Origin of the sequence: Paenibacillus sp. FSL R5-0470, assembly GCF_037975205.1 — a bacterium.
Classification (GTDB): Bacteria; Bacillota; Bacilli; order Paenibacillales; family Paenibacillaceae; genus Paenibacillus_AQ.
On record NZ_CP150238.1, the window covers coordinates 916484 to 937151 of the forward strand.

Here is a 20668-nt window from a genome sequence, read left to right on the forward strand (position 1 = left end):
TGGTGTTATCCGAACTGCCAACCCAACAGGTTCCAATAGTAGAAGAACAGAGTCATCGCCACAGCCGAAAGCGTCACTAAGGTATAATGCACACGCTTAAAAGCTGTCCAGTATTTATTCTTCCAAACCAGTATAGCCGAGATTAGTAAAGCTAAAGTCAGACCAACCAAAATGATTGGCATAACTAAACTGAGAGAAAGCGAAAGACTGATCCCGCTGAACTTCTGCATCATGTCCATGGACATAACCACCATAAATATCGTGACGAAAGATAGCAGCGCCCAAGCAGCAGTTCCCGCAGATAGGCGGATGGCCCACTTTTCAGGTGGCGTCATCGCCTTAATCTTGCGTCTGGAGAAGATTAGTCCGAGCAATGCAGTGATGAAAATCAACCCCGAGAACCCTAGTATGATAAGCCAAAATTTATTCTGATCCAAGAGAGGCGTACGCTCCAGCGGCATATCAGGTGCCATCCCTAAGATCATATGTGTAACCTTACCGGACTCATTAGTGCGGAAGGCAATTTGTTCGGTACCTCCCTCGAGTTGGAACATATTCGGACTAACTTCACTATACAATTGTTGTTCACTACCACTTCCCAAGGATAGCTTATTATCCTCAACCGAGACATTCAGCTGAGCGAAAAAATTGAAAAACTTATCAATATCACTGATGTTTCTGCGGGTAAATTGATAGGCTCCTGCAAATTTCTGAATAGATTCATCAGAAGCGATGAATTCAGCCTGACTGGCATCAGGAGCAGGGTAGTAGCGGTTGAAAAAGGCTTGGATGAGGTCTTCTGCGGAATCACCCCCCTCACCGCCGTTGTAGGATACAAAGATGCCTACATGCTTGGCAGGCACAAGATACAATCCCGTATTAAACATGGGGTCAGAACCACCATGAGTGATCAGCGTGAGCCCATTGATTTGTTTCTCTGCGAACCCAAGATCCACTCCCGGCAGACGTTTATCAAATTGAAACGCCGTTGAATGCATTAGTTCTGCCGTCTCGGGTCTCAGAATCTGCTGGTCTCCATATTTCCCGTTCTGCAGATGGGCGATCATGAAATGCGCCATATCTACTGCTGATACTGTACCCGAGCCGGCAGGACGAAACCCGCCCTCGAAGGTAGGTGTGCCTGGAATAAAACTACCGTTCTCGCTGTTGTACCCCACAACTTTGTTGGGTATGAATGACTCCGGCAAAGGTTCTACTACAGTCGAATATTTCATGTCGAGCGGATCAAAAATATATTTCTTTATATAATCATTGTAAGGAACACCGCTAACTTCCTCTACAATTAGACCTGCGAGTGTAGTACCGTAGTTCGAATAAGAACTTATCTGTCCGGGTGGTCTTACCCGTGCCAACATATGCTTATTGAGTGTTTCCGAGATTGACCCCGGCAATTTGGCAGGGTCTGTAGTGATTTGATAACCAACTCCACCTTCTTCGAACCCTGCTGTATGTGTCATCAAATGGCGCATAGTGATAGGTTCAGGATAAGTAGCAGGGATCTTCACTGATTTCAGGTAGGTGTTAATATCCGTATCTAGATCAATTTTGCCTTGCTCGACCAGTTGCATCACCGCTGTCCAGGTGAATAGCTTTGTCGTTGAAGCAATTCGAAACATGCTGGTTGTCGGGTCAACGGGTGCTGCCTTTTCCAGATTGGAACTGCCATAACCTTTGGCCAAAATAATCTTGTCGTCTTTTACGATGGAGATGACCGCTCCCGGAATTTGCAGCTGATTCATATCTTTTTCCATGATGCTATCAACGAAGGCAGTCAGACTCGCGGTATCATCGAGATTGGCGGGTTCTTCAGTTTGAGTTATGGGTAGCACGGTTTGATCCGTTTTGGTCTCGGCCGATGCCTGGTACCCGGGTAACACCAGGCTTGCGCCTAATCCGGCACTAATCACAGCCAATAGGGTTAGACCAACGATCAGTCTTTTTTTTATATAAGTTAACATTATTATCCTCCGCATCATCATTTATTGGGTTTGGATGATCATCCACCTAACGCTTATAGACATTATCAGAGTAGTGTGAATGGAACGTTAACAAGACTATAAAAAAACAGACTGCCATCCGCCGCCATCAACGACAGTGGGTAGTCTATTGTGAAAAAATTAAAAATCCGGTTTCCTTTTTTGCCTGATAAATTAAAAGAAACAGTGAACTCTTCTACATATCCCCACTTATCGTTCAGTTACAACACCTTGTGACGGAACTTCCACAACGGGTCGCCTATGGGTAGCCTCAAGGGTGCAAAGGTCACCATCCAGCGCTTTTAGTCCGGGGAGCAGCAAGGCTGCGCTAGCACAGAGCATTGGAAGTAGTCCGGCGATTACAAAAAGTGCGGGCACCCCATAATGCTGGGCAATCGCGCCACCGGCAAAAGCACCAAAAGGCTGCAAGCCGCCACCGATCAGAAAGCGAATAGAATTGACTCTTCCTTGCAGATGGCTCGGAACTAGACGTCCATGGAGTGAAGAGCTTAAGGAACCGAAGAAGGGACCTAACGTCCCAGTAGCAAATACAGCGGCGAGAGCAAAAGAAAAACTAGGGAATAACCCCCATAAGGTAGTCACTAAACCTATGATCCCCAGACTGCTAAGCATGACAAGCCGTCTTTTTTTAATTTCCCCTATCATGGAAATCACACTTAGCCCGACTAAGGTTCCCAGTGCGAAAACTGTGCTTAGCGTGCCCATCGTGGCCGCATCGCGGTGGAGCACTTCGCGTACAAAAGGGACCATCATCGTCCAGACGGCAATTGAGCTTAAATTACTGATGGAGGCCATGATCATAATCGTAAGCATTGCAGGAAATTGTTTATAGAAGGTAAAACCCTCGGCTATCTCGCGAACGTAAACGGTGATGGAGAAACTACCTGGGGCTGGAGAAGGTTTCGGTAGCTTTTGTAAGCACAGCAAGGTAGTGATGGCGGCTGCGTAACATATCATGTTGATGCCAAGGGCGGGCAGCGCTCCACTAGCAGCGGTCAACGCACCTGCTAAGGCAGGCCCAAGCAGGACTGCTGCGCTTTTGCTGCCATCAATGATAGCAAAAGCTCGCACCAGCTTCCGGCTGTCGGCAACGCCAGGAATAACAGCCATCGCTGTTGGCATGAACAATGCGGCGCAAGATCCGCTGAGACCCGCGGCGACAAACAGATGCCACAGCTGCAATTGGCCAGCCAGGCCCATGCCGAGTGGCAGTGCTATAGCCAGCAAGCGAATGGCTGCCAAGCAGGCCATAAACCGGATCCGGTGCAGCCGATCGGACAACGGTGAACCGAGCAAGCGCAACAGCAGCTCAGGTATGCCGGAGCTGAGCGCGAGTGCTCCCATCGCTAGCTTAGAACCGGTTAGCTCATAGACGAGCCATTCCATAGCCAGTAAGCCAAAAGCATCTCCAAAAGCGCTTAAAGTGATGGTGGAGAGTAGACCATAATAGCTGCGTTTTATCATTGCTTGGTAGCTCCTTTCTTAAAATAAGAAAGTATAAGTTTTGCGCCTATACTATCTTATATTTCTCGCAAATACGCTTACCGTCCTTATAAGGACGCCAAAGGCGGTTATGCTTAACTCTCCAGATACGCCTCAATCTGCTGAGGCAGCCCGTTTAACGCTTCTAATCGCAGGCTGTACGATGCGTTTCTAACATTGGTATGGACAATGACCAGCCCAGCTGCACGCAGTGCGATAAGATGGTAGTGGATTGTGCTTTTAGAAAGTCCTACCTCACGCACGATTTCTGTGAAATTGAGCTGCTTGCCTGTGAGCAAACGAAGGATATACAGCCGGGTCTCATCTGACAACGCACGGGTAAGGCGGAGTAATGCAGGCGCAGGCCGTCCAGCTTCCGGAGGGAGAACATCACAAGAGTAGCTGGTGAATACGAATTCATCATACATAGCGGTCGTAACCAGTGGACGAGCATGATATTGCGGAATGATAATGACCTGCTTCAGATGTTCGGTTGGATAAAGGCGCATTCCAGCAGTGGCTGCTTCAAAGACTTCCATATCATTGTTCCCGCTTAGCATCGCGCGTCTTGATTCGGCTTCTTGCTCAAGCCCTTTGATGATATTAGGATCGATTCCACTGAAGTAACCTGAGTTCCATTCGCGGAGGATGTCAGTGGCAGTGTCCCTAAGCTCCGCAAGATTGGAAGGGACCGATTGGCCGAAACGTCCGGATATTTCATACAGTTCGCCCGAAGATAAACCATCGAACCACTCCAAAAACCCCTCTACCGAACGCTCTCCCGGACAGCACCAAATATAGGGAGCCAAACTGAAATCATCAAGTTTCTTAACGACTTCCTGCATTTTACGTAGCAGCATTGGCGCGAATCTGGCTTGAACATCGCGTACCCAGAGCTTGCCGGAATCCATGGCAGTATGGTTCTGCTTACTTAGAAAAGCAGTCATACTACTAACACATTCATACATGGGTGCAAAATCGACCTCTACTTTATAATCCAAGAGCTGCTCCATTCTTTCAGTGAAATACTGAACTTGTTATTAGTTCTATAAATATAGAACTGATCGTTGGTTTTATTCTAAACGAACTAGTCGTTCTTTTCAATAGCCATTTCACCGAAAAATCCGAACTCAACATATTGTTCACACATAATCAATTGTTTATATAAGTATGTGGTTATATAATGGATTTGAAATTAGATGAAGAAGGTGTAATTAGACTTGAAGGACTTGAAGGACACAAACGATTTGACTCAGGGTCCTATTATGCCTACCTTAATGAAATTAACGCTTCCGATTATTGCGACGAATTTCATCTCTACTACTTATGGTCTAGTCGATATGATTTGGGTTGGAAGATTAGGAAGTGGTCCGGTTGCCGCGATTGGTACAGCGAGTTTTTTCATTAATCTAGCGATTGCTTTATCGACTATGGTTACGATCGGTACAGGGATTAAGGTGGCGCATTGTATGGGATCTGGTCAGTTAGAGAAGGCTAAATCTTATATAAAGAATGGATTTATGATGTCTATTTTATTAGGACTTCTCTATATGAGTTTAGTGCTATTAACCAAGAATCAGTTGATTGGTTTTTTTGATCTTGGAAGTGATGAAGTAGAGCGGATGGCTAGACAATTTCTAGTGATTTCGATATTTGGATCGGTATTTTCCATCGTGAATACGTTATTCGCAACTCTCTTAAACGCTATGGGAAATAGTAAACACCCGTTTCAGATCTTCTCCATTGGTCTTATGGTTAATATTGTCCTTGATCCATTTTTGATTTTTGGCTGGGGCAGTTTTGAAGGATGGGGAGTAGCGGGGGCAGCTATTGCAACATTAACGGCGAACATTTTGGTTACGGCTCTTTTTATCGTGAAGACAAGAAAGTCAGAACTCATTTCAAACACATCCGCGTGGGACAGTCGTCAAATGAAAGAAGTCATCCGCATGGGGCTACCGATAACGATCCAACGGGTCACCTTTACGATCATATCGATCATCATTGCCAAGATCATTGTACGATTTGGAGCGGATGCTATTGCGGTTCAAAAAGTAGGAATCCAAATTGAATCCATTTCCTATATGACCATTGGCGGACTACAGGGAGCTATTGCTGCCTTTTTTGGTCAAAATTATGGAGCACGTCGCTTCGACCGTATCGGGCAGGGGTATCGTCAGGCCTTAATTTTAACCTCCATTTTTGGCGTGATCGTGTCGCTTATATTTATTGCGTTCCCGCAGCAGCTATTTTCATTGTTTTTATCAGACCAGACAAGTTTGGAATTGGGCGCAGATTATATGCGGATCATCGGTTACTCACAATTATTCATGTGTATGGAATTGATGACAGTAGGTGCTTTTAACGGCATGGGTCAAACCCACATCCCACCGATCTTTAGTATTTCATTTACTGCACTCCGAATTCCACTAGCCTTACTCTTATCCGAACCTTTTGGCTTGAATGGGGTGTGGATGTCGATTGCGCTAAGCAGTGTGTTCAAGGGTGTTATTCTTGTATTCTGGTTTAGAAGATCTTTGTTCAGAATGAATAAACAGCAGGCAAATTACTAAGCAAAGGATGAGCGTAGGGATGGCTTTATTAAATCGTAAACTCATACAGCTTTTAAGGGATAACCATTTGAATAAGGAGATTTTTCACGGAAAATTTGGACTGGAAAAAGAAAATGTCAGAGTGGATCCAGAGGGAAGACTTGCGCTGACACCACATCCAAAAGCTTTTGGAAACAAGCTGGAGAACCCCTATATTCAAACGGATTTCTCAGAGAGTCAGGTTGAAATGGTGACACCCTCTTTTGATTCTATTGAAGAGACTTATAACTTTCTGGAGGCGCTGCAGGATATTGTGTCGCTAGAGCTTAATGAAGAATATCTGTGGCCGAGTAGTAATCCTCCCATGCTACCGAATGATAAGGACATTCCCATTGCCAGAATGGGTAATCCGGTAGAGGACGAGTATAGACATCAGCTAGCCGATAAGTATGGTCGTAAAAGACAATTGCTGAGTGGGATCCATTATAATTTCTCTTTTGATGAACAATTTCTAAAAAAGCTTCATGATATCGCTGATCCACAAGAGAGTTTTAAAGATTTCAAAGATGCGACCTATTTAAAAATAGCCCGCAACCTATTGCGATACCGCTGGCTTCTAATCTATTTAACAGGTGCTAGTCCTGTTTTTGATAAGACTTATATGGAGCAATGTGTGGCACGTGGTGAATCGGATGATGATAAAAGCTTCTATTATCTGAATATGAATTCACTGCGAAATAGCGAATGCGGGTATCGGAATGAAAAGCCTCTCTATGTATCTTTTGACTCGCTTACCGAATATGTACATGATTTACAAGCGTTGATTGAATCGGAAGAATTATTAAGTGTAAAAGAGTTCTATAGCCCGGTTAGAGTGAAGACGGCAAGAGGTAAACATCCGTTAGAGGAGCTGCTGCAGGATGGGATTGCCTATTTGGAGCTTCGTTTTATTGATCTCAATCCACTCTATAAAATAGGAATTAGCAAAGAATCAATGACCTTCATTCATCTGTTTATCCTGTATATGCTATTAAAAGAGGATGAACCGTTCGGAGTAGAGGATCAGAAGATGGCGAATCTTAATCATGATCAATTGATCATGGAGGGGATCAAAGGCTGTTTGCATGATTATGGAGATTCTTGCGGGACAATGGAACAGAAGGCTTTAATTTGTATGCAAGAAATGCAGGATATGATTCAGCTATTGAACCCAGAGGATAAACAGCTCTCGAACGTTCTGAACGGAGCTAAGGATAAGATTCTAAATCCAGATCAGAGCTTTGCGGGGATTGTGAAGTCGGAAGTTCAACAATCCTCTTTTATTAAATATCATCTGAATAAAGCCAAACAATATGCTAAGGAAAGTCTTGCGAATGGATACCGATTTGTAGGATATGAGGATTTGGAGCTATCTACACAGCTTCTGCTGAAGGCAGCGGTTAAACGTGGGATTAAGTTCCAATTGCTCGATCGGGAAGAGAACTTCGTTGTACTTACGAAAGGCGATCATAAAGAATACGTTAAGCAGGCTACGAAGACATCCCTGGATTCTTACAGCACGGTACTAATTATGGAGAATAAAATTGTTACGAAGGAAGTTCTCAAACAACAAGGCATTCGTGTTCCCTCAGGTGAGGCATTTGGAGATCTTGAAGCGGCAATGAATGCATATGGCACTTATCGTAATAAGCGAATAGTGATCAAACCCAAATCAACCAACTTTGGACTCGGCATTACTATTTTTACAGATGATTTCACCAAAGAAGATTATCAAAAAGCCTTCGAAATCGCCTTCGAGCATGATCGAACAGTGCTGCTTGAGGAATTTATGACGGGGAAAGAATATCGTTTTCTAGTCATGGGTGATGAAGTAGTCGGAGTATTGCACCGGGTTCCGGCGAATGTGGTCGGTGATGGTGTACATACGATTGAAGAGCTGGTCCACGAAAAGAATAAGGATCCGCTAAGAGGTCGTGGCTACAAAACTCCGCTTGAGAAGATTCGGATTGGCGAAGCAGAAGAGATGTTGTTGAAGAATCACACTATGACTTGGAGCGATATCCCTCCATTGAATGAGATCATCTACCTGCGGGAGAATTCGAATATTAGTACTGGTGGAGATAGCTTAGACTTTACTGATGAGATTCCTGACAGCTATAAAGATCTAGCCATTCAATCAGCTAAAGCTGCAGGGGCCACTATTTGTGGAGTAGACATGATGATTGATGATATTAGGCAAGAGGCGAAGGGTACCAATTACAGCATTATTGAGATCAATTTTAATCCAGCGATTCATATCCACTGTTATCCTTTTAAAGGCAAGAACCGTCAAGCGGATGAACGAATTCTGGATCTATTGTTTGGGGAATAAACAGAAGCTCAACCAGTACTTTTGGTTGAGCTTCTGCTTTTAAATGAGACAATTCGCTCATCCACCCGCTGCATATTAATGCTAGAAGTTACCCGCTGCCGCAACGCCACTAAAGTTTCTGGCTTGGACATTATTAAAGGGATCTGTTGCAGCAGCATTAGTGAAGATCTCCGCCGTGTACTGAATTTGACCTGCTGCGACCGCTGCTGGCGGTGGAACATCTACTGCTGTAAAGCCGAAAGCCTCGTTTTCTCTGCTGATCGCAACACCAAATGTTGTGGTGAAAATGATGGTTCCGTTTCTGCGAACATTAACGGTATTAGTGTTGAAAAGAGGATTGTTTTCTACTTTTAGAAATCCAGTCAAAAGTATGCGGACATTGCCTTGATTATCTGCCGATACGCCTGCGGTCTGAATACCAATATCCCCAAAAACAAGGGGAGTCGCTGCTAGTGGAATAACTGCTGGTGTAGCATCCGAAGCAGCTTGGTTGGAAAGTCTTAAATCTACAAACTGAATGGTCATATTATACTCACCTCCTAGAAATAGAATATGAAAGAGTAAGGTTCGATTCTTGGATTCGTATGAAATTCATCAGCTACCTACTTGTAGAGCTTGATTCCGACCCCTTGTGACACTCTTGTAACAGAGATTCGCTACGATAGCTTACGAGGTGAGAGAATGAAAAAATCTAAAGCTTTTATCGTGTTGATCTTATTGTTGGTTGTCGGATGCAGTTCGGTACCATCACAAGCCAATCCAGAACTGAAGAAGGAAGAGAAGACAGAAAGGAATGAGAAGTTAGCCTTCTGGGATGGACAGAGAAAAGGAACTAATTTCATGAATTCAAAATCTTTACCGGAAAACTATGATGCTGCCAAAGAGCAAAATATTGAATTCATTCGTTTGGCACCAGATAAATGGGCAAAAGACAGTGACTATTTATTTAATGACAAACCGGATGCGAACCCGGATAAAGATTTTCTAATAGGGAATGCAGATAAGTATGAAGGGATTGTTGAGGAGGATTTTGCCGAGTTAAAAGCGGACTTAGATGCAGCCGAGGCTCGGGGCTCCAAAGTGGTGCTGACCGTCCTCAGTCTCCCCGGAGATCGCTGGAGGCAGTTCAATAATTACAAAAATGATGATCGGATATGGAAAGATTTCAGTTATCATGAACAAGCAGCAGTGTTTTGGAGAGATCTAGCAAGCCGGTTGAAAGATCATCCTGCGGTAATCGGTTATAACCTGATAAATGAGCCGCATCCAGAGACCGCCACGGGATTTAATGACTTTTGGACACAGGACTACAGCGAATGGTATAGCTCAGTAGAGAATACCCCTGCGGATTTGAATCTTTTATATGAGACGATAGTGACCGCTATTCGTACCGTAGATACCAAGACGCCAATTATCGTAAATTCTGGGCTGTATGCTACACCTTGGGCTTTTAAATATTTAAAACCGATCGATGATGAGAATGTGTTGTATGCTTTTCATATGTACGAGCCTTACGAGTTAACCAGTCAAAATAAGAAAAAAGGGTTTACCTATGAGTATCCTGGAACGGTAAAGGTCGGGGATAATAAAACGGAAAAAGCTTTTAACAAGGAAGCCTTAAAGGAATTTCTGGAACCTGTTGCACAGTGGGCAAAGGAAAATAACATCCCCGCAAATCGGATTGTTGCAGAAGAGTTTGGAACGAATCGATTAGTAAAAGGTGCAGATCAATACATGGCTGATTTAATTTCGATTTTTGATGATTTCGGCTGGCACTGGGCGTTTTATGCTTTCCGCGAGGATACTTGGGACGGTATGGATTATGAATTGGGAAGTAAGCCCCCAACCTGGGAATATTGGCAAGCGATAGAGAATGGCGAACAGCCTCCTCGAAAAGTAGTCGATAGCCCAATATGGGAAGTATTGAAGAAAGGACTTGAAGGAAAGGAGTAAATGATGCTACTTGAACATTCTAATTGCGGATGATGAGAAACACATGACTACTATATTGAAGACTTATTTCGAAAAAGAGGGCTATAACGTTTGGGTAGCTATGGATGGGGAGGAGGCGCTGGAGCTCTTTTTTTCGAATAAGATCGATCTAGTGGTACTGGATTGGATGATGCCTAAGCGAAGTGGAATTGAGGTGTGCAATGAAATCAAGCAGATTAGTTTAGCTAAGGTGGTCATGTTGACCGCTCGATCTTCCCATGACGATGAATTTAGCGCATTAGATATCGGTGCAGATGAATATATAAGAAAACCATTCGATCCACGGATCTTAATGCTGAGAATCAAAAAAATGCTGGGTACCGAAAAGGTAGCTGCTATACGGGACTTAGAAATTGATTTTGAGCGAAAAAAAGTGTTCAAGAATGGGGAGGAGCTGTCCCTATATAAAAAAGAGTTTGAACTGCTAACCTTCCTATACGAGAATAAAGGCCGGATTTTGTCCAGAGATTCTTTGTTATCTTCCGTTTGGGGGATGGATTATCTTGGTGAAGAGAGAACCGTGGATACACATATCAAAAGATTACGCGATAAGATTGGGGCTGACCACGTAATTACACACAGGGGAATGGGGTACAGCTTCCATGATAAAAATCAATAAAATAAGCACGAAGTTATTGATTATGGTAAGTATTATTCTGCTGATTGTATTTGGGACGTCCTATTCATTGCACAATTTTTTCTCGTCTGATTATTACCTTTATAAAATGAAAACCAAAATTAACGACATTTATGACGAAGTAAAGGATCTCAGTCTGGATCAGCTCATGGAGAAAGAAACAGCGATCGAGAACAATAACAATGTAACGATAGTTAGGGTTGAGAACAACGGAAGCGCAACAATAATCAACGAGAACATTCAATTTGCGTTGTACAAAGATAAAGTGGCACTTAATAAATTCTGGATTACGGAAAAAGTATTGGAAAAGGTAAACGAAGGAAAAACGGTGAATCTATTATTTAATCAGGGGAAATTGAAGTCCAGTCTATTAACGAAAATATACGAGCAGGATGGCAGTCTAATCCTGATCGGCACAGTGGTTGTGCACAATACAGATGCTTTAAACATCGTAAACCAATTCAGCTTCTATTCCATTCTTTTGGGGATTATTATCAGTTTGCTGTTAGTGGCTTATTTTTCGAGGAAAATCATTACTCCGTTAGAGCAATTGCAGGATGTAGCGAAGGATATCTCCAATCTTGATTTTAAACAAGTGACGATTAAATCGGGGGATGAAATCGAAGAATTATCAAAGAGCATTAACCAGATGAGTCAGCGTTTGAAAAGCGCCCATGCAGAGCTGGAAAAGAAAAATCAAAGCTTAAACACACTGATCTCAAGCATTTCACACGAGGTAAAAACACCGTTATCCTTAATCCAAGCGTATACCATTGGTATTCAAGACGATCTGGATGATGGCACCTATACGGATATCATTTTGGAACAGGTGAAGTATACGTCTGATATGGTGGATTACTTAATTAAGCTGTCCAAGATCCAAAAGACCGTTGTGCATAAAGAAAAATTCGATCTTAAAGAGCTTCTGCTCAAAGTGATCTCACAATATAATATTACGTTCAAAAATAAAAACCTGATCTTACAGACCGACTTCCATTCGGTTGAAAGATCCATCGTTGAGGAGGATAGCAGCCAGATAGAAATTGTATTCAACAACTTAATTAGTAATGCCATTAAATATGGGGAAGAGAATGTCTTTGGCATCTCAGTAGCGAATGATACCCAAGGCACTTTGAAATTCACCATTACTAATAAAACCACGCGCCTAAAAGAGAAGCATCTAGCGTATATCTGGGACCCGTTCTATGTCATCGAGGAGTCTCGGAATAAAGAAATCTCCGGTACTGGACTTGGCCTGTCTATTGTCGCGGAGATTCTAGCTAAGAATGATCTAAAATATGAAGCCACATTAGAGGACTCGTATATTAGTTTTAGTGTTTGGTTTGATGTAGAGGTTACAGAAAATAATTGCTAGTGGGAGGAAAATGTCCCTTAAGAAATCTTCAGTTACTGTGGCAACTCTTTCACTCTTAATCAACCTCATAATGAATATGTATCAGGCACTATCAATGATTAAATGTTTAGATTAGGGAAAGCCTCCCTAATTATGTGAGATTAATCGTGCTCCAAGCGATAATTAGGGAAAATCTCCCCAATTATCAGGGTGTTTCATTCATAAAGAGGGTATTCTCGTATTTATTAGGGAGGATTTCCTTGAAAGTCACAAATTGAGCCGATAATTGACTAATTTTAGGGAGGATTTCCCTAATCCGCAAAGTGGTGTGATGTGAAGCTTAATGCAACGCTAGTGGAATTGAATTGCAGCTCATAATAAATGATTTAACCCATAAATATGGTGAAAAGTAACGGAGGGAATTTTGGAACTGTAGGAGCGGAGCGTTCGCCTTTGTCTCCGGATGTTATCCGCTGATAGCGGTGAAATCAAAAACATCTGGAGACAACAGCGACCGAAAGTCCAAACTTCCCGCAGTTACGCCCCGTCACCATATTCATCACACAATCACCATATTCATCGCCCCATCACCATATACATCGCCCTACCATCAATTCAGCTTCAAGATCGAAGCATTATCAACAAAAGTAGCTGTATTAAACAGCATCAATACATCCTTGATATCATTCTGAGCCATGTACTCGCTGATACTCCCGTTATAATAACGAATGTCGATCACGTGGATTTCCGGTACATGCTGAGTCAGAAAAGGAATTACACTATGTGCATAGGAGTCCTTGATGACGAGTAACTTCTCCTGTTTGATCACTTTAGGATCAAGCTGGCTTGTGATTTTCATGAGGGCATGAACGCCCCCTAGAAAATAAGAGTATTTATCTTTTTTCTCCAGATAGCTTGGATCATACATACTTGTTAAAGTCTCACCCGTATCTACAATATGCATCTTGGTGGATACATTATGAACTGGCTTATACTTTTGAATGGAATCTGGCGCCACTCCGTTAAATTGACTCCGCGTATGGTAGCTTCCAAGGAACGAATCGCTTACCGTCTCAATCTCGAATTCGCTCTGGGACAGAGGTTGCCATCCCATACTTTTAGCATAAGCTACGTAAGCCAAATAAGCGCCGTAGGTTGTCCAGTGATGATCGGTCCGATAATAAATGTCCTCTGCGGCATGAGGAGCAAGCACATCAAATCCATTTATAAAAGTTAGGCTATTCTCTACATCCTCAGCAATCGTTTGATTCACCTCGGCTTGCGAATATACGGGTGCTAACCAGGGCAGACGCTCGTTGTACAAGCCTACCGATGTCGGCGCAAGCAGAAAGGTCGTTTTGGCTTCAGCATTTTTATCGGCAAAACGCTTCACAGCCGCTGTATATTGCTGAACCTTATTGTGATCAGGTGCCTCGAATTTTTCGAATAAGTAGCCGTCTTTCCCCTTATAAATTCCGTTATTCTCTTGCTGCAACCTCATTTGCTCCACCGCCGATTTCACCCATACCCATTTGGCGCGAAAAGGGAAGTGATCGGTTACGAAGCTTTCCGCCTCTTCCGCGTAGGTGTGGGATAATAAATTGTCCCATGTCAGTTGGGGAGCGCTTTGCAAATATCGGTTTTCTAGCTCAGAGAAACGTTGAACTGGCAATAAGAAAAAGGTTATACCCACCAGAAACAGCGTCGCGACAAATCCCGCCACTAGTATTCGATCCGTTCTCTGCTTCATAAACAATCACCCCCTAGAATCGGAAATATAAGAACGGGTTAAAGGTAGCATCCACTAAGTAAGCGACAGATAGGAAGAATAGCACACCATACCAAACAAGAGAAGGAATCGTTCTAGCATCCATACGCTTGAAAGCTTTTAAAGGTGCAGAGGCTAAAGTTAGTATGACGAGTAGAATCGCGTTTGTGTAAGTGAAGTATAAAGTAGTGGTATCCCACAATGGCTGACCGTTAAAGCCTAGCATCGCTTGCAAGTAACTAAGCACCAATGGAAGTTCTTCAAAGGCGAACAAGACCCATCCGATGAGAATAAGTACAATGGCATATAGATGCCTAACCCAGCGCGGTAGGCGGCTCAGTAGCTTTAATCCCCACCATTTTTCAAAGATAAGAATAACCCCAAAGTATAATCCCCAGAGTAGAAAATTCCAGCTTGCTCCGTGCCAGATTCCCGTCAACAGCCAGACGATGAGGATATTGCGCACTTGAATGCCTAAACCCCGGCGGTTGCCTCCAAGCGGGATATATACGTAGTCACGAAACCAACTGCTAAGGGAAATATGCCATCTCCGCCAGAAGTCGGTAATGCTCTGTGAAATATAAGGTTTGTTGAAGTTCTCGTTAAAGCGGAAGCCGAACATAAGGCCGAGGCCAATCGCCATATCCGAATATCCACTGAAATCAAAATAGATCTGAAAAGCAAATGCAATAATGCCAATCCAGGCGGTTAAAGCAGGCATGGAATCTAGATTGGAGCTGGAGATGGTGTGCCAGAGCAAACCGATGTTATTGGCAAGCAGCACTTTTTTGGCTAGTCCGATAATGAATCTTCGTACACCCTCTGCGAACATGGGGATATCCACCGAACGCGCTCGTAATTGCTCTGCAATGGTGTTGTATTGAACGATAGGACCGGCTACTAATTGTGGGAACAAGGCTACAAACGTACCGAAATCAATCCAATTTCGCTGTGCTTTAGCAGTTCCTCTGTATACGTCAATGATGTACGACATGGATTGAAAGGTATAGAACGAAATCCCAATAGGTAGTGGTAAATCAGTTAATGGGATATGAGTACCGAGGAGTTCATTTACATTTTGGAAGAGAAAATCTGCATATTTGAAATACGACAATAAGCCCAGGTTAATAAGCATAGAGCTAACCACAATCCACTTGCGCTGTACCTTAGTTAGCTTCGGTCTACTAAGAAGTAGACCAAAGCCGTAATCCGTAATGGTGGACAGCAACATAATTACAATGTAGACGGGTTCGCCCCAAGCATAAAACACCAGACTGCTTAAGAACAATATGAGGTTTTTGATTCGCCAAGGCGAAACATAGTAGAGTGCAAGGACAGCCGGCAGGAACAGGAAAAGGAACAGTAGGCTGCTGAATACCATCGCTAATTATTTTTTAGTAAACAAGGTATCAAATTCAGTCACCAGCTGATCAGCACTCTCCGAAATCACGAATAAGATGTAATTGCCTTTTGTGACCAGCTTATAATTTTGGGCGTTCTCATACTGATCCGGAAGGTATTGTTCGAATTGCTTTTGAATATCAGTCGCACGCTCTTTGACGGCGGTTTCGACAGTAGAGATATCTTTTGCATCTTTAACTTTTAAAATGGCAATTTCGTTACTTTTCACATTCATCATTGGCATTCTAATGCTATAATCTTCAAGTAATGATGGAGCTAGATGGTACAGCTGAGCCACCATATCTTCTTCAACTTCCATTAATGAAGGCTGTTCCACTTTTGCGAGCATCTCGTCGATCATTTCTTTCGGCGTCAGATTGGTTTCGACAACGGCTTCATTGTTACTACTGGAACAGGCGCTAAGCATTACACTTAATACAATAGTTAACGCTAGAATGAAGGTATGTTTTTTCAATTAGGTCACTCTCCTTGGTGTGTTTGATCTACGTTTCTCTAGTTAACTAACGTAAAGAATATATAGAATGTTGCGGGACACTTTCTTTCGAATACTTTACCCCAATTTTGTGGAAATATGTTTGAAGGAAAAGGTCATGCAAAGATCTTCCTCTCTTAGCTTGCGCAATGGTTGGTTATACTGTTAATGTTAGATAGATAGTTTTGAATAGAAGGGGATTGAACGGAATGATCGAAGAACTGAACAATAATGGACTACCGGAGAATTACGAGGAATTAAAGAAAGCTGCCAACCGCTCTGCGGATTGGAGAGCCCGTCTAGAAGCTGTTGAAGAACTGGGACAGACTAACCACAAACAAATTATCGATATCCTGACGCGTTTAATGGAGAGCGATCCTGTATATACAGTTCAAGAAGCGGCTTACCTTAAACTGAAGGCATTCGGCGAAGATGTTAAAGCACCGTCCAAGAATAAACCAGAGCTAGTAAAAGGCGTATCCAAAATACTCCTGAGAATCAAGAAGAGCTTGCCAAGAGATCATTCGTACGAAGATTTCAAAGAGAAACTGAAGAAGATGAGAATCGACGTGTACGATATTTACGAAGGCGAAAAGGGCGCTGACTTTGATGCTTGGCTGATGAAGATGTGGAATTCCTCGAACAAGTAAAGGATGACAACATGCAAACTAACAAATTGACAGAACAATTTCAAGAATATCTCAAGCTTTCCGCTGACTTACGTCCTGAATATATTGCCAGCTTAGGTAAGGGTGATAATGAAGCGAAGATTACGGCGATTTTTCCGGAAGCCCCTGAACTGCTGAAGGCCATTTATAACACAGTTTCGGGTACAAGCAGTGAGGAAGAAGAACCAAGTCTGATCGAATTTATTCCAGGGTATCGTCTAATTCATATTAATGAATATGAAGCAGAGATGAAGATTTTAGCTGGAATATTGGAGGAAAAAGGCCATCAAGTGGATGGCGCTATCTTGCCGATCTTAACGAACTACGGTAGCGACTTCATTTGTTACTATAAATCTGCAGATGGTGTGGAACGTGTATGTGACCTGCTGCATGATTTTGGGGATCTGATTGTTATGTATGAATCACCTGAAAAGTTCCTGGAGACTTTATGTGAGTTCTACAAGCAGGAGGTTTATTTCCTGGATGAAGAGGGTTACCTCGATTGCGATTTAGTAAAAGAGGGCGAAGTAGGCGCGGCTCTAAACCCGGATGCGAAATATTGGTCCGAGTAACAAGCTGATACCCTATAAAGAAGAGCAGCAGTCCTATTACGGACTAGCTGCTCTTTGTTTATTAAATATCTACTGTTATGTTACTCCTGCGCAGCACGTTTCTCCTGCTCGCGAAGCTCTACTCTCCGTATTTTTCCGGAGGTCGTCTTCGGAAGATCTTGAATGAACTCGATTTTGCGTGGATATTTATAAGGAGCGGTCCACTCTTTAACATGGGATTGCAGCTCTTTCACAAGCTCTGGAGAAGCGGCGGTCTCATCTTTTAGTACAATAAAAGCTTTAACGATATGTCCGCGGATTTCATCCGGACTTGCAACGACCGCGCATTCCTTAACCGCAGCATGCTTCATAAGGGCTTCTTCTACTTCGAAAGGACCTATGGTGTAGCCCGAACTAATGATAATGTCATCTCCACGGCCCTCGAACCAGAAATAACCCTCTTCATCTTTCCGTGCCCGGTCACCAGTTATGAAGAACTCGCCGTGAGTAGAGCTTTCTTTTCTGCCAGGGTCTTTGTAATAGGTATGGAATAACGCTGGCATGCTTAGGTGCACTGCGATATCTCCAACAACTCCAGCAGGTAACGGAATACCGTCCTCATCTACCACTTCAATTAGACCAGGAGCAATAGACTTACCCATAGAACCTATTCGGATAGGTGTATCTTTGAGAGTACCGATAATAAGCGTACTTTCTGTTTGACCGTAACCATCACGAATCGTGATATTGAATTCACGCTGGAAGGTGTTGATAACCTCTTGATTCAAAGGCTCTCCAGCGGAAACCGCGCAGCGAAGATGGGACAAGTCATACTGATTGAGATTTTCTAATTTGGCCATCAAGCGATATTCGGTTGGCGTACAGCATAATACCTCGATGTTGTGATCTTGTAACAGCTGCAAATATTTTTTGGGATGAAAAGATCCACTATATACAAAGCCGGTCGCCCCATTGCCAAGGACGGTTAGGAAGGGGCTCCAGATCCACTTCTGCCAGCCCGGTGCTGCTGTTGCCCAAACGGTGTCGGTTTCTTTGATATCGAGCCATTGAGGCGATGTGATACGTAAGTGAGCATAACCCCAGCCATGACTGTGAACGACTGCTTTAGGGTTGCCAGTTGTTCCAGAGGTATATGCCAAGATTGCCATATCGTCGCGGTGGCTTTCGACTGCTGTGAATTTATCTGGCTGATCAATCATTAGGCCTTCCAGATCTAGCCATCCATGACCGAGCTCGTCAGGGTCGCCGGATACGGAAAGACGGTAATCCAGAGCAGGCAGATCGTCTGAGATTTTATTAACTTCATCAGTGACCTCGGACCAGGCAATAACAGCTCTGGCTTCGGAATGCCGCAGACGATAAGATAAATCCTTTGCGCGAAGCATTTCTGATGAAGGGATAATGGCAAGTCCTAGCTTCAGACATGCTAAATAGATGACATAAGCGATGATTCGACGGGGAACCATTACAAGAACACGATCCCCTTGCTGAAGGCCGAGTGCTGCGAGCCCTCCGGCAAGTTGGTTAGCTTGCTTGCGAAGATCTCCGTAAGTGATCTCCTCGTAGTCTCCTTGTTCATTCAACCACTTAAGCGCAATCTTTTCCGGAGCATGACGTTCCATTTCCGAAGTGAGATTGTAGTACTCAGGTGCGATCCACTGCTGATTATCCAATATGAACCTCTCCTATATAAAACAAGATGTGTATAACTGTTATGCTTAGTATAGCACGTTATCCTAGTACCAGGTACTAGTACCTTGAGGCTTAAATTTGATATCATAGGGTTTAGAAGGTTAAGATAACTTGTGTAAATATAAATCCAGAAAGTGAGAACTATGTTATGAATCACACAACTTTTGATGAAATATTCGCCATTATGGAAGCCTCTTTTCCTACCTCCGAGATCAGAACCTATGAGGGACAACAGGAGTTATTGGATGTTTCACATTACCGATTGATTACCGAAGTGAATGCTGAGGGGAAAATCATTGCTTTTATAGCTTGCTGGGAGTTTCCAGGATTTCGATTTGTAGAACATATTGCCGTGGACCCAAGTATAAGAGGTGGGGGCATTGGTAAAAAGCTGATGGAAGAATATATCCGTCAGTCGGGCAAGCCTGTGCTTCTTGAAGTAGAGCCGCCACTGGGTGAAATGGAACAACGGAGAATTGGCTTTTATGAGCGACTGGGCTTCCATTTGAATCCTTATGCGTATGTGCAGCCCCCTCTGCGTGAGGGAAATGCGGATTTACCGCTTCAAATTATGACTTACCCTAACCCTGTCGATGTAGAAGAATTCAATCTTTATAGAGAAATTTTATATACAGAAGTGTATAAGGTTACAACGCCGTATCAAAGTTAATCTAACAGCAATCCGTACGATCCTTTTTAGGACAAGCGGGTTGCTGTTTTTATTTTTTTTGAATTAATGATATTTTGATTTTTTTAATTACAAAATGGGTACAAGTAAGAAACAACTTAGAGACATAATCTTATTTTGTTTGAGCTAAAGTAAGAACAAAGATTGAACTTTCGAGGAGGGCTTACTTATGAAAAACAAAAAAATAATTATAGCAACAATGGTGTTTGGGATGGTAGTTACAGGATCAGCCGGTGTGTACGCAGGAACTAAACTTCAGAAAATTACGGCATATCTCAATCACAGCATTGGATTTAAGGTGAATGGCACGGCTTATACGCCAGTTGATAATAAAGGAAATGCACTGGCACCAATTACGTATAACAATACAACCTATCTTCCTGTACGTGCGATTGCTGATGTAATGAAGGTGCCTGTGACCTTTGATGCGGTGAACAATCAGGTTATTCTTGGCACAGGAGGCTCGGTGACTGACACTATTTCTCTGACTCCAGTACAATACAGCAACACTCAGAAAGAAGAGATTGTTAAAGCCTTCGCCAATTTCCAAGGTTTTGAAACAGCCTATGCACCTACTCAAATGGTGAGTGGAGACGCATTTCAAAAAGTAGTGGGTTCAGATGATGGTGTGAACTTTCTGTTTAAGCAGATGAAGGTGAACATTTCTCCTCGTGATTACTCTTACGAATATAAAGGTGAAACCGTAAAGCTCTCTAACGGAACCGAAGCTAAATGGTATAGTCCATCCACCGATTCGTTGTTCTTGACCTATAAACTAGATGATCGTTTTGTTACTATTAGTTCCCCGAATAAAACACTGAGTAAGACGCAATTAGAAAAAGTAGCAGTGAATGTAGTGAAATGGACGAAATAAGCCCTCATTAGCACTTATCTTTGTGCCTTAAAAAGTAAAGCAGCAAGTCTCCCGTAGTTGAAGAGGCTTGCTGCTTTTTTTGTCGTGTTTGGGAGCCAATGATTTA

17 protein-coding genes are annotated in these 20668 nt (G+C 43.0%); 9 read left to right on the top strand and 8 right to left on the bottom strand.

Features of this window, described 5'->3' with window-relative positions:
• Positions 1-5: 5 nt before the first annotated feature.
• From MKY99_RS03995 to MKY99_RS04005, 3 genes are all read right to left on the bottom strand, one after another.
• Positions 6-1979 carry a serine hydrolase domain-containing protein gene (locus tag MKY99_RS03995; protein WP_339268817.1) on the bottom strand — a complete coding sequence of 658 codons (1974 nt, stop codon included), beginning with the start codon at positions 1977-1979 and terminating at the stop codon, positions 6-8.
• Positions 1980-2207: 228 nt separating this feature from the next.
• Entirely contained in the window at positions 2208-3482 is a 1275-nt protein-coding gene (locus tag MKY99_RS04000) for an MFS transporter (protein WP_339268819.1), read from the bottom strand.
• 113 nt (positions 3483-3595) lie between these two features.
• Complete coding sequence (locus MKY99_RS04005; RefSeq protein ID WP_339268821.1) at positions 3596-4501, bottom strand: winged helix-turn-helix domain-containing protein; 906 nt, start codon at positions 4499-4501, stop codon at positions 3596-3598.
• 228 nt (positions 4502-4729) lie between these two features.
• On the opposite strand from MKY99_RS04005, the gene MKY99_RS04010 reads away from it, so the two are divergent.
• Positions 4730-6073 (top strand): MATE family efflux transporter, encoded by a 1344-nt coding sequence (locus tag MKY99_RS04010; protein ID WP_339268823.1) that lies wholly within the window; start codon positions 4730-4732, stop codon positions 6071-6073.
• A gap of 19 nt (positions 6074-6092) precedes the next feature.
• Positions 6093-8423 carry a bifunctional glutamate--cysteine ligase GshA/glutathione synthetase GshB gene (gshAB, locus tag MKY99_RS04015; protein WP_339268825.1) on the top strand — a complete coding sequence of 777 codons (2331 nt, stop codon included), beginning with the start codon at positions 6093-6095 and terminating at the stop codon, positions 8421-8423.
• Positions 8424-8504: 81 nt separating this feature from the next.
• On the opposite strand, the gene MKY99_RS04020 is transcribed toward gshAB, so the two are convergent.
• A complete protein-coding gene (locus tag MKY99_RS04020) occupies positions 8505-8948 on the bottom strand; it encodes a hypothetical protein (protein WP_076286168.1) in 444 nt (147 codons plus the stop codon).
• A gap of 156 nt (positions 8949-9104) precedes the next feature.
• On the opposite strand from MKY99_RS04020, the gene MKY99_RS04025 reads away from it, so the two are divergent.
• Genes MKY99_RS04025 through MKY99_RS04035 form a run of 3 tightly spaced genes read left to right on the top strand, consistent with a single transcriptional unit; the run spans position 9105 to position 12427 of the window.
• Positions 9105-10376 (top strand): cellulase family glycosylhydrolase, encoded by a 1272-nt coding sequence (locus MKY99_RS04025; protein WP_339268828.1) that lies wholly within the window; start codon positions 9105-9107, stop codon positions 10374-10376.
• A 10-nt stretch (positions 10377-10386) separates the two neighbouring features.
• Positions 10387-11034 (top strand): response regulator transcription factor, encoded by a 648-nt coding sequence (locus MKY99_RS04030; protein WP_339268830.1) that lies wholly within the window; start codon positions 10387-10389, stop codon positions 11032-11034.
• Positions 11018-12427 carry a HAMP domain-containing sensor histidine kinase gene (locus MKY99_RS04035; protein WP_339268832.1) on the top strand — a complete coding sequence of 470 codons (1410 nt, stop codon included), beginning with the start codon at positions 11018-11020 and terminating at the stop codon, positions 12425-12427. The genes MKY99_RS04030 and MKY99_RS04035 overlap by 17 nt, the downstream gene beginning before the upstream one ends.
• Before the next feature lie 589 nt (positions 12428-13016).
• On the opposite strand, the gene MKY99_RS04040 is transcribed toward MKY99_RS04035, so the two are convergent.
• From MKY99_RS04040 to MKY99_RS04050, 3 genes are read right to left on the bottom strand one after another with little or no spacing between them, the layout of a single operon-like run.
• The gene (locus tag MKY99_RS04040; protein WP_339268834.1) at positions 13017-14156 is read right to left on the bottom strand and encodes a DHHW family protein; all 1140 of its coding nucleotides are present in this window, start codon (positions 14154-14156) and stop codon (positions 13017-13019) included.
• Between the two features lie 13 nt (positions 14157-14169).
• Positions 14170-15555 carry an MBOAT family O-acyltransferase gene (locus MKY99_RS04045; protein WP_339268836.1) on the bottom strand — a complete coding sequence of 462 codons (1386 nt, stop codon included), beginning with the start codon at positions 15553-15555 and terminating at the stop codon, positions 14170-14172.
• Between the two features lie 6 nt (positions 15556-15561).
• Positions 15562-16050 (bottom strand): DUF4358 domain-containing protein, encoded by a 489-nt coding sequence (locus MKY99_RS04050; RefSeq protein WP_042184975.1) that lies wholly within the window; start codon positions 16048-16050, stop codon positions 15562-15564.
• A 227-nt stretch (positions 16051-16277) separates the two neighbouring features.
• On the opposite strand from MKY99_RS04050, the gene MKY99_RS04055 reads away from it, so the two are divergent.
• Positions 16278-16718, top strand: coding sequence for a HEAT repeat domain-containing protein (locus tag MKY99_RS04055; RefSeq protein ID WP_042184977.1), 441 nt, complete (start codon positions 16278-16280; stop codon positions 16716-16718).
• A gap of 11 nt (positions 16719-16729) precedes the next feature.
• The gene (locus MKY99_RS04060) at positions 16730-17308 is read left to right on the top strand and encodes a hypothetical protein (RefSeq protein ID WP_339268839.1); all 579 of its coding nucleotides are present in this window, start codon (positions 16730-16732) and stop codon (positions 17306-17308) included.
• A gap of 80 nt (positions 17309-17388) precedes the next feature.
• Here MKY99_RS04060 and MKY99_RS04065 read toward each other — a convergent pair whose 3' ends face one another.
• Positions 17389-18984, bottom strand: a complete 1596-nt coding sequence (locus MKY99_RS04065) for an AMP-binding protein (RefSeq protein WP_339248425.1) — start codon at positions 18982-18984, stop codon at positions 17389-17391.
• Between the two features lie 164 nt (positions 18985-19148).
• Here MKY99_RS04065 and MKY99_RS04070 point away from each other — a divergent pair, with 164 nt between their 5' ends.
• Together MKY99_RS04070 and MKY99_RS04075 are read left to right on the top strand one after the other, a co-directional pair.
• Complete coding sequence (locus tag MKY99_RS04070; protein WP_076287051.1) at positions 19149-19670, top strand: GNAT family N-acetyltransferase; 522 nt, start codon at positions 19149-19151, stop codon at positions 19668-19670.
• A gap of 187 nt (positions 19671-19857) precedes the next feature.
• Positions 19858-20562 (top strand): hypothetical protein, encoded by a 705-nt coding sequence (locus tag MKY99_RS04075; protein WP_339268841.1) that lies wholly within the window; start codon positions 19858-19860, stop codon positions 20560-20562.
• The last annotated feature ends 106 nt before the right edge of the window (positions 20563-20668 follow it).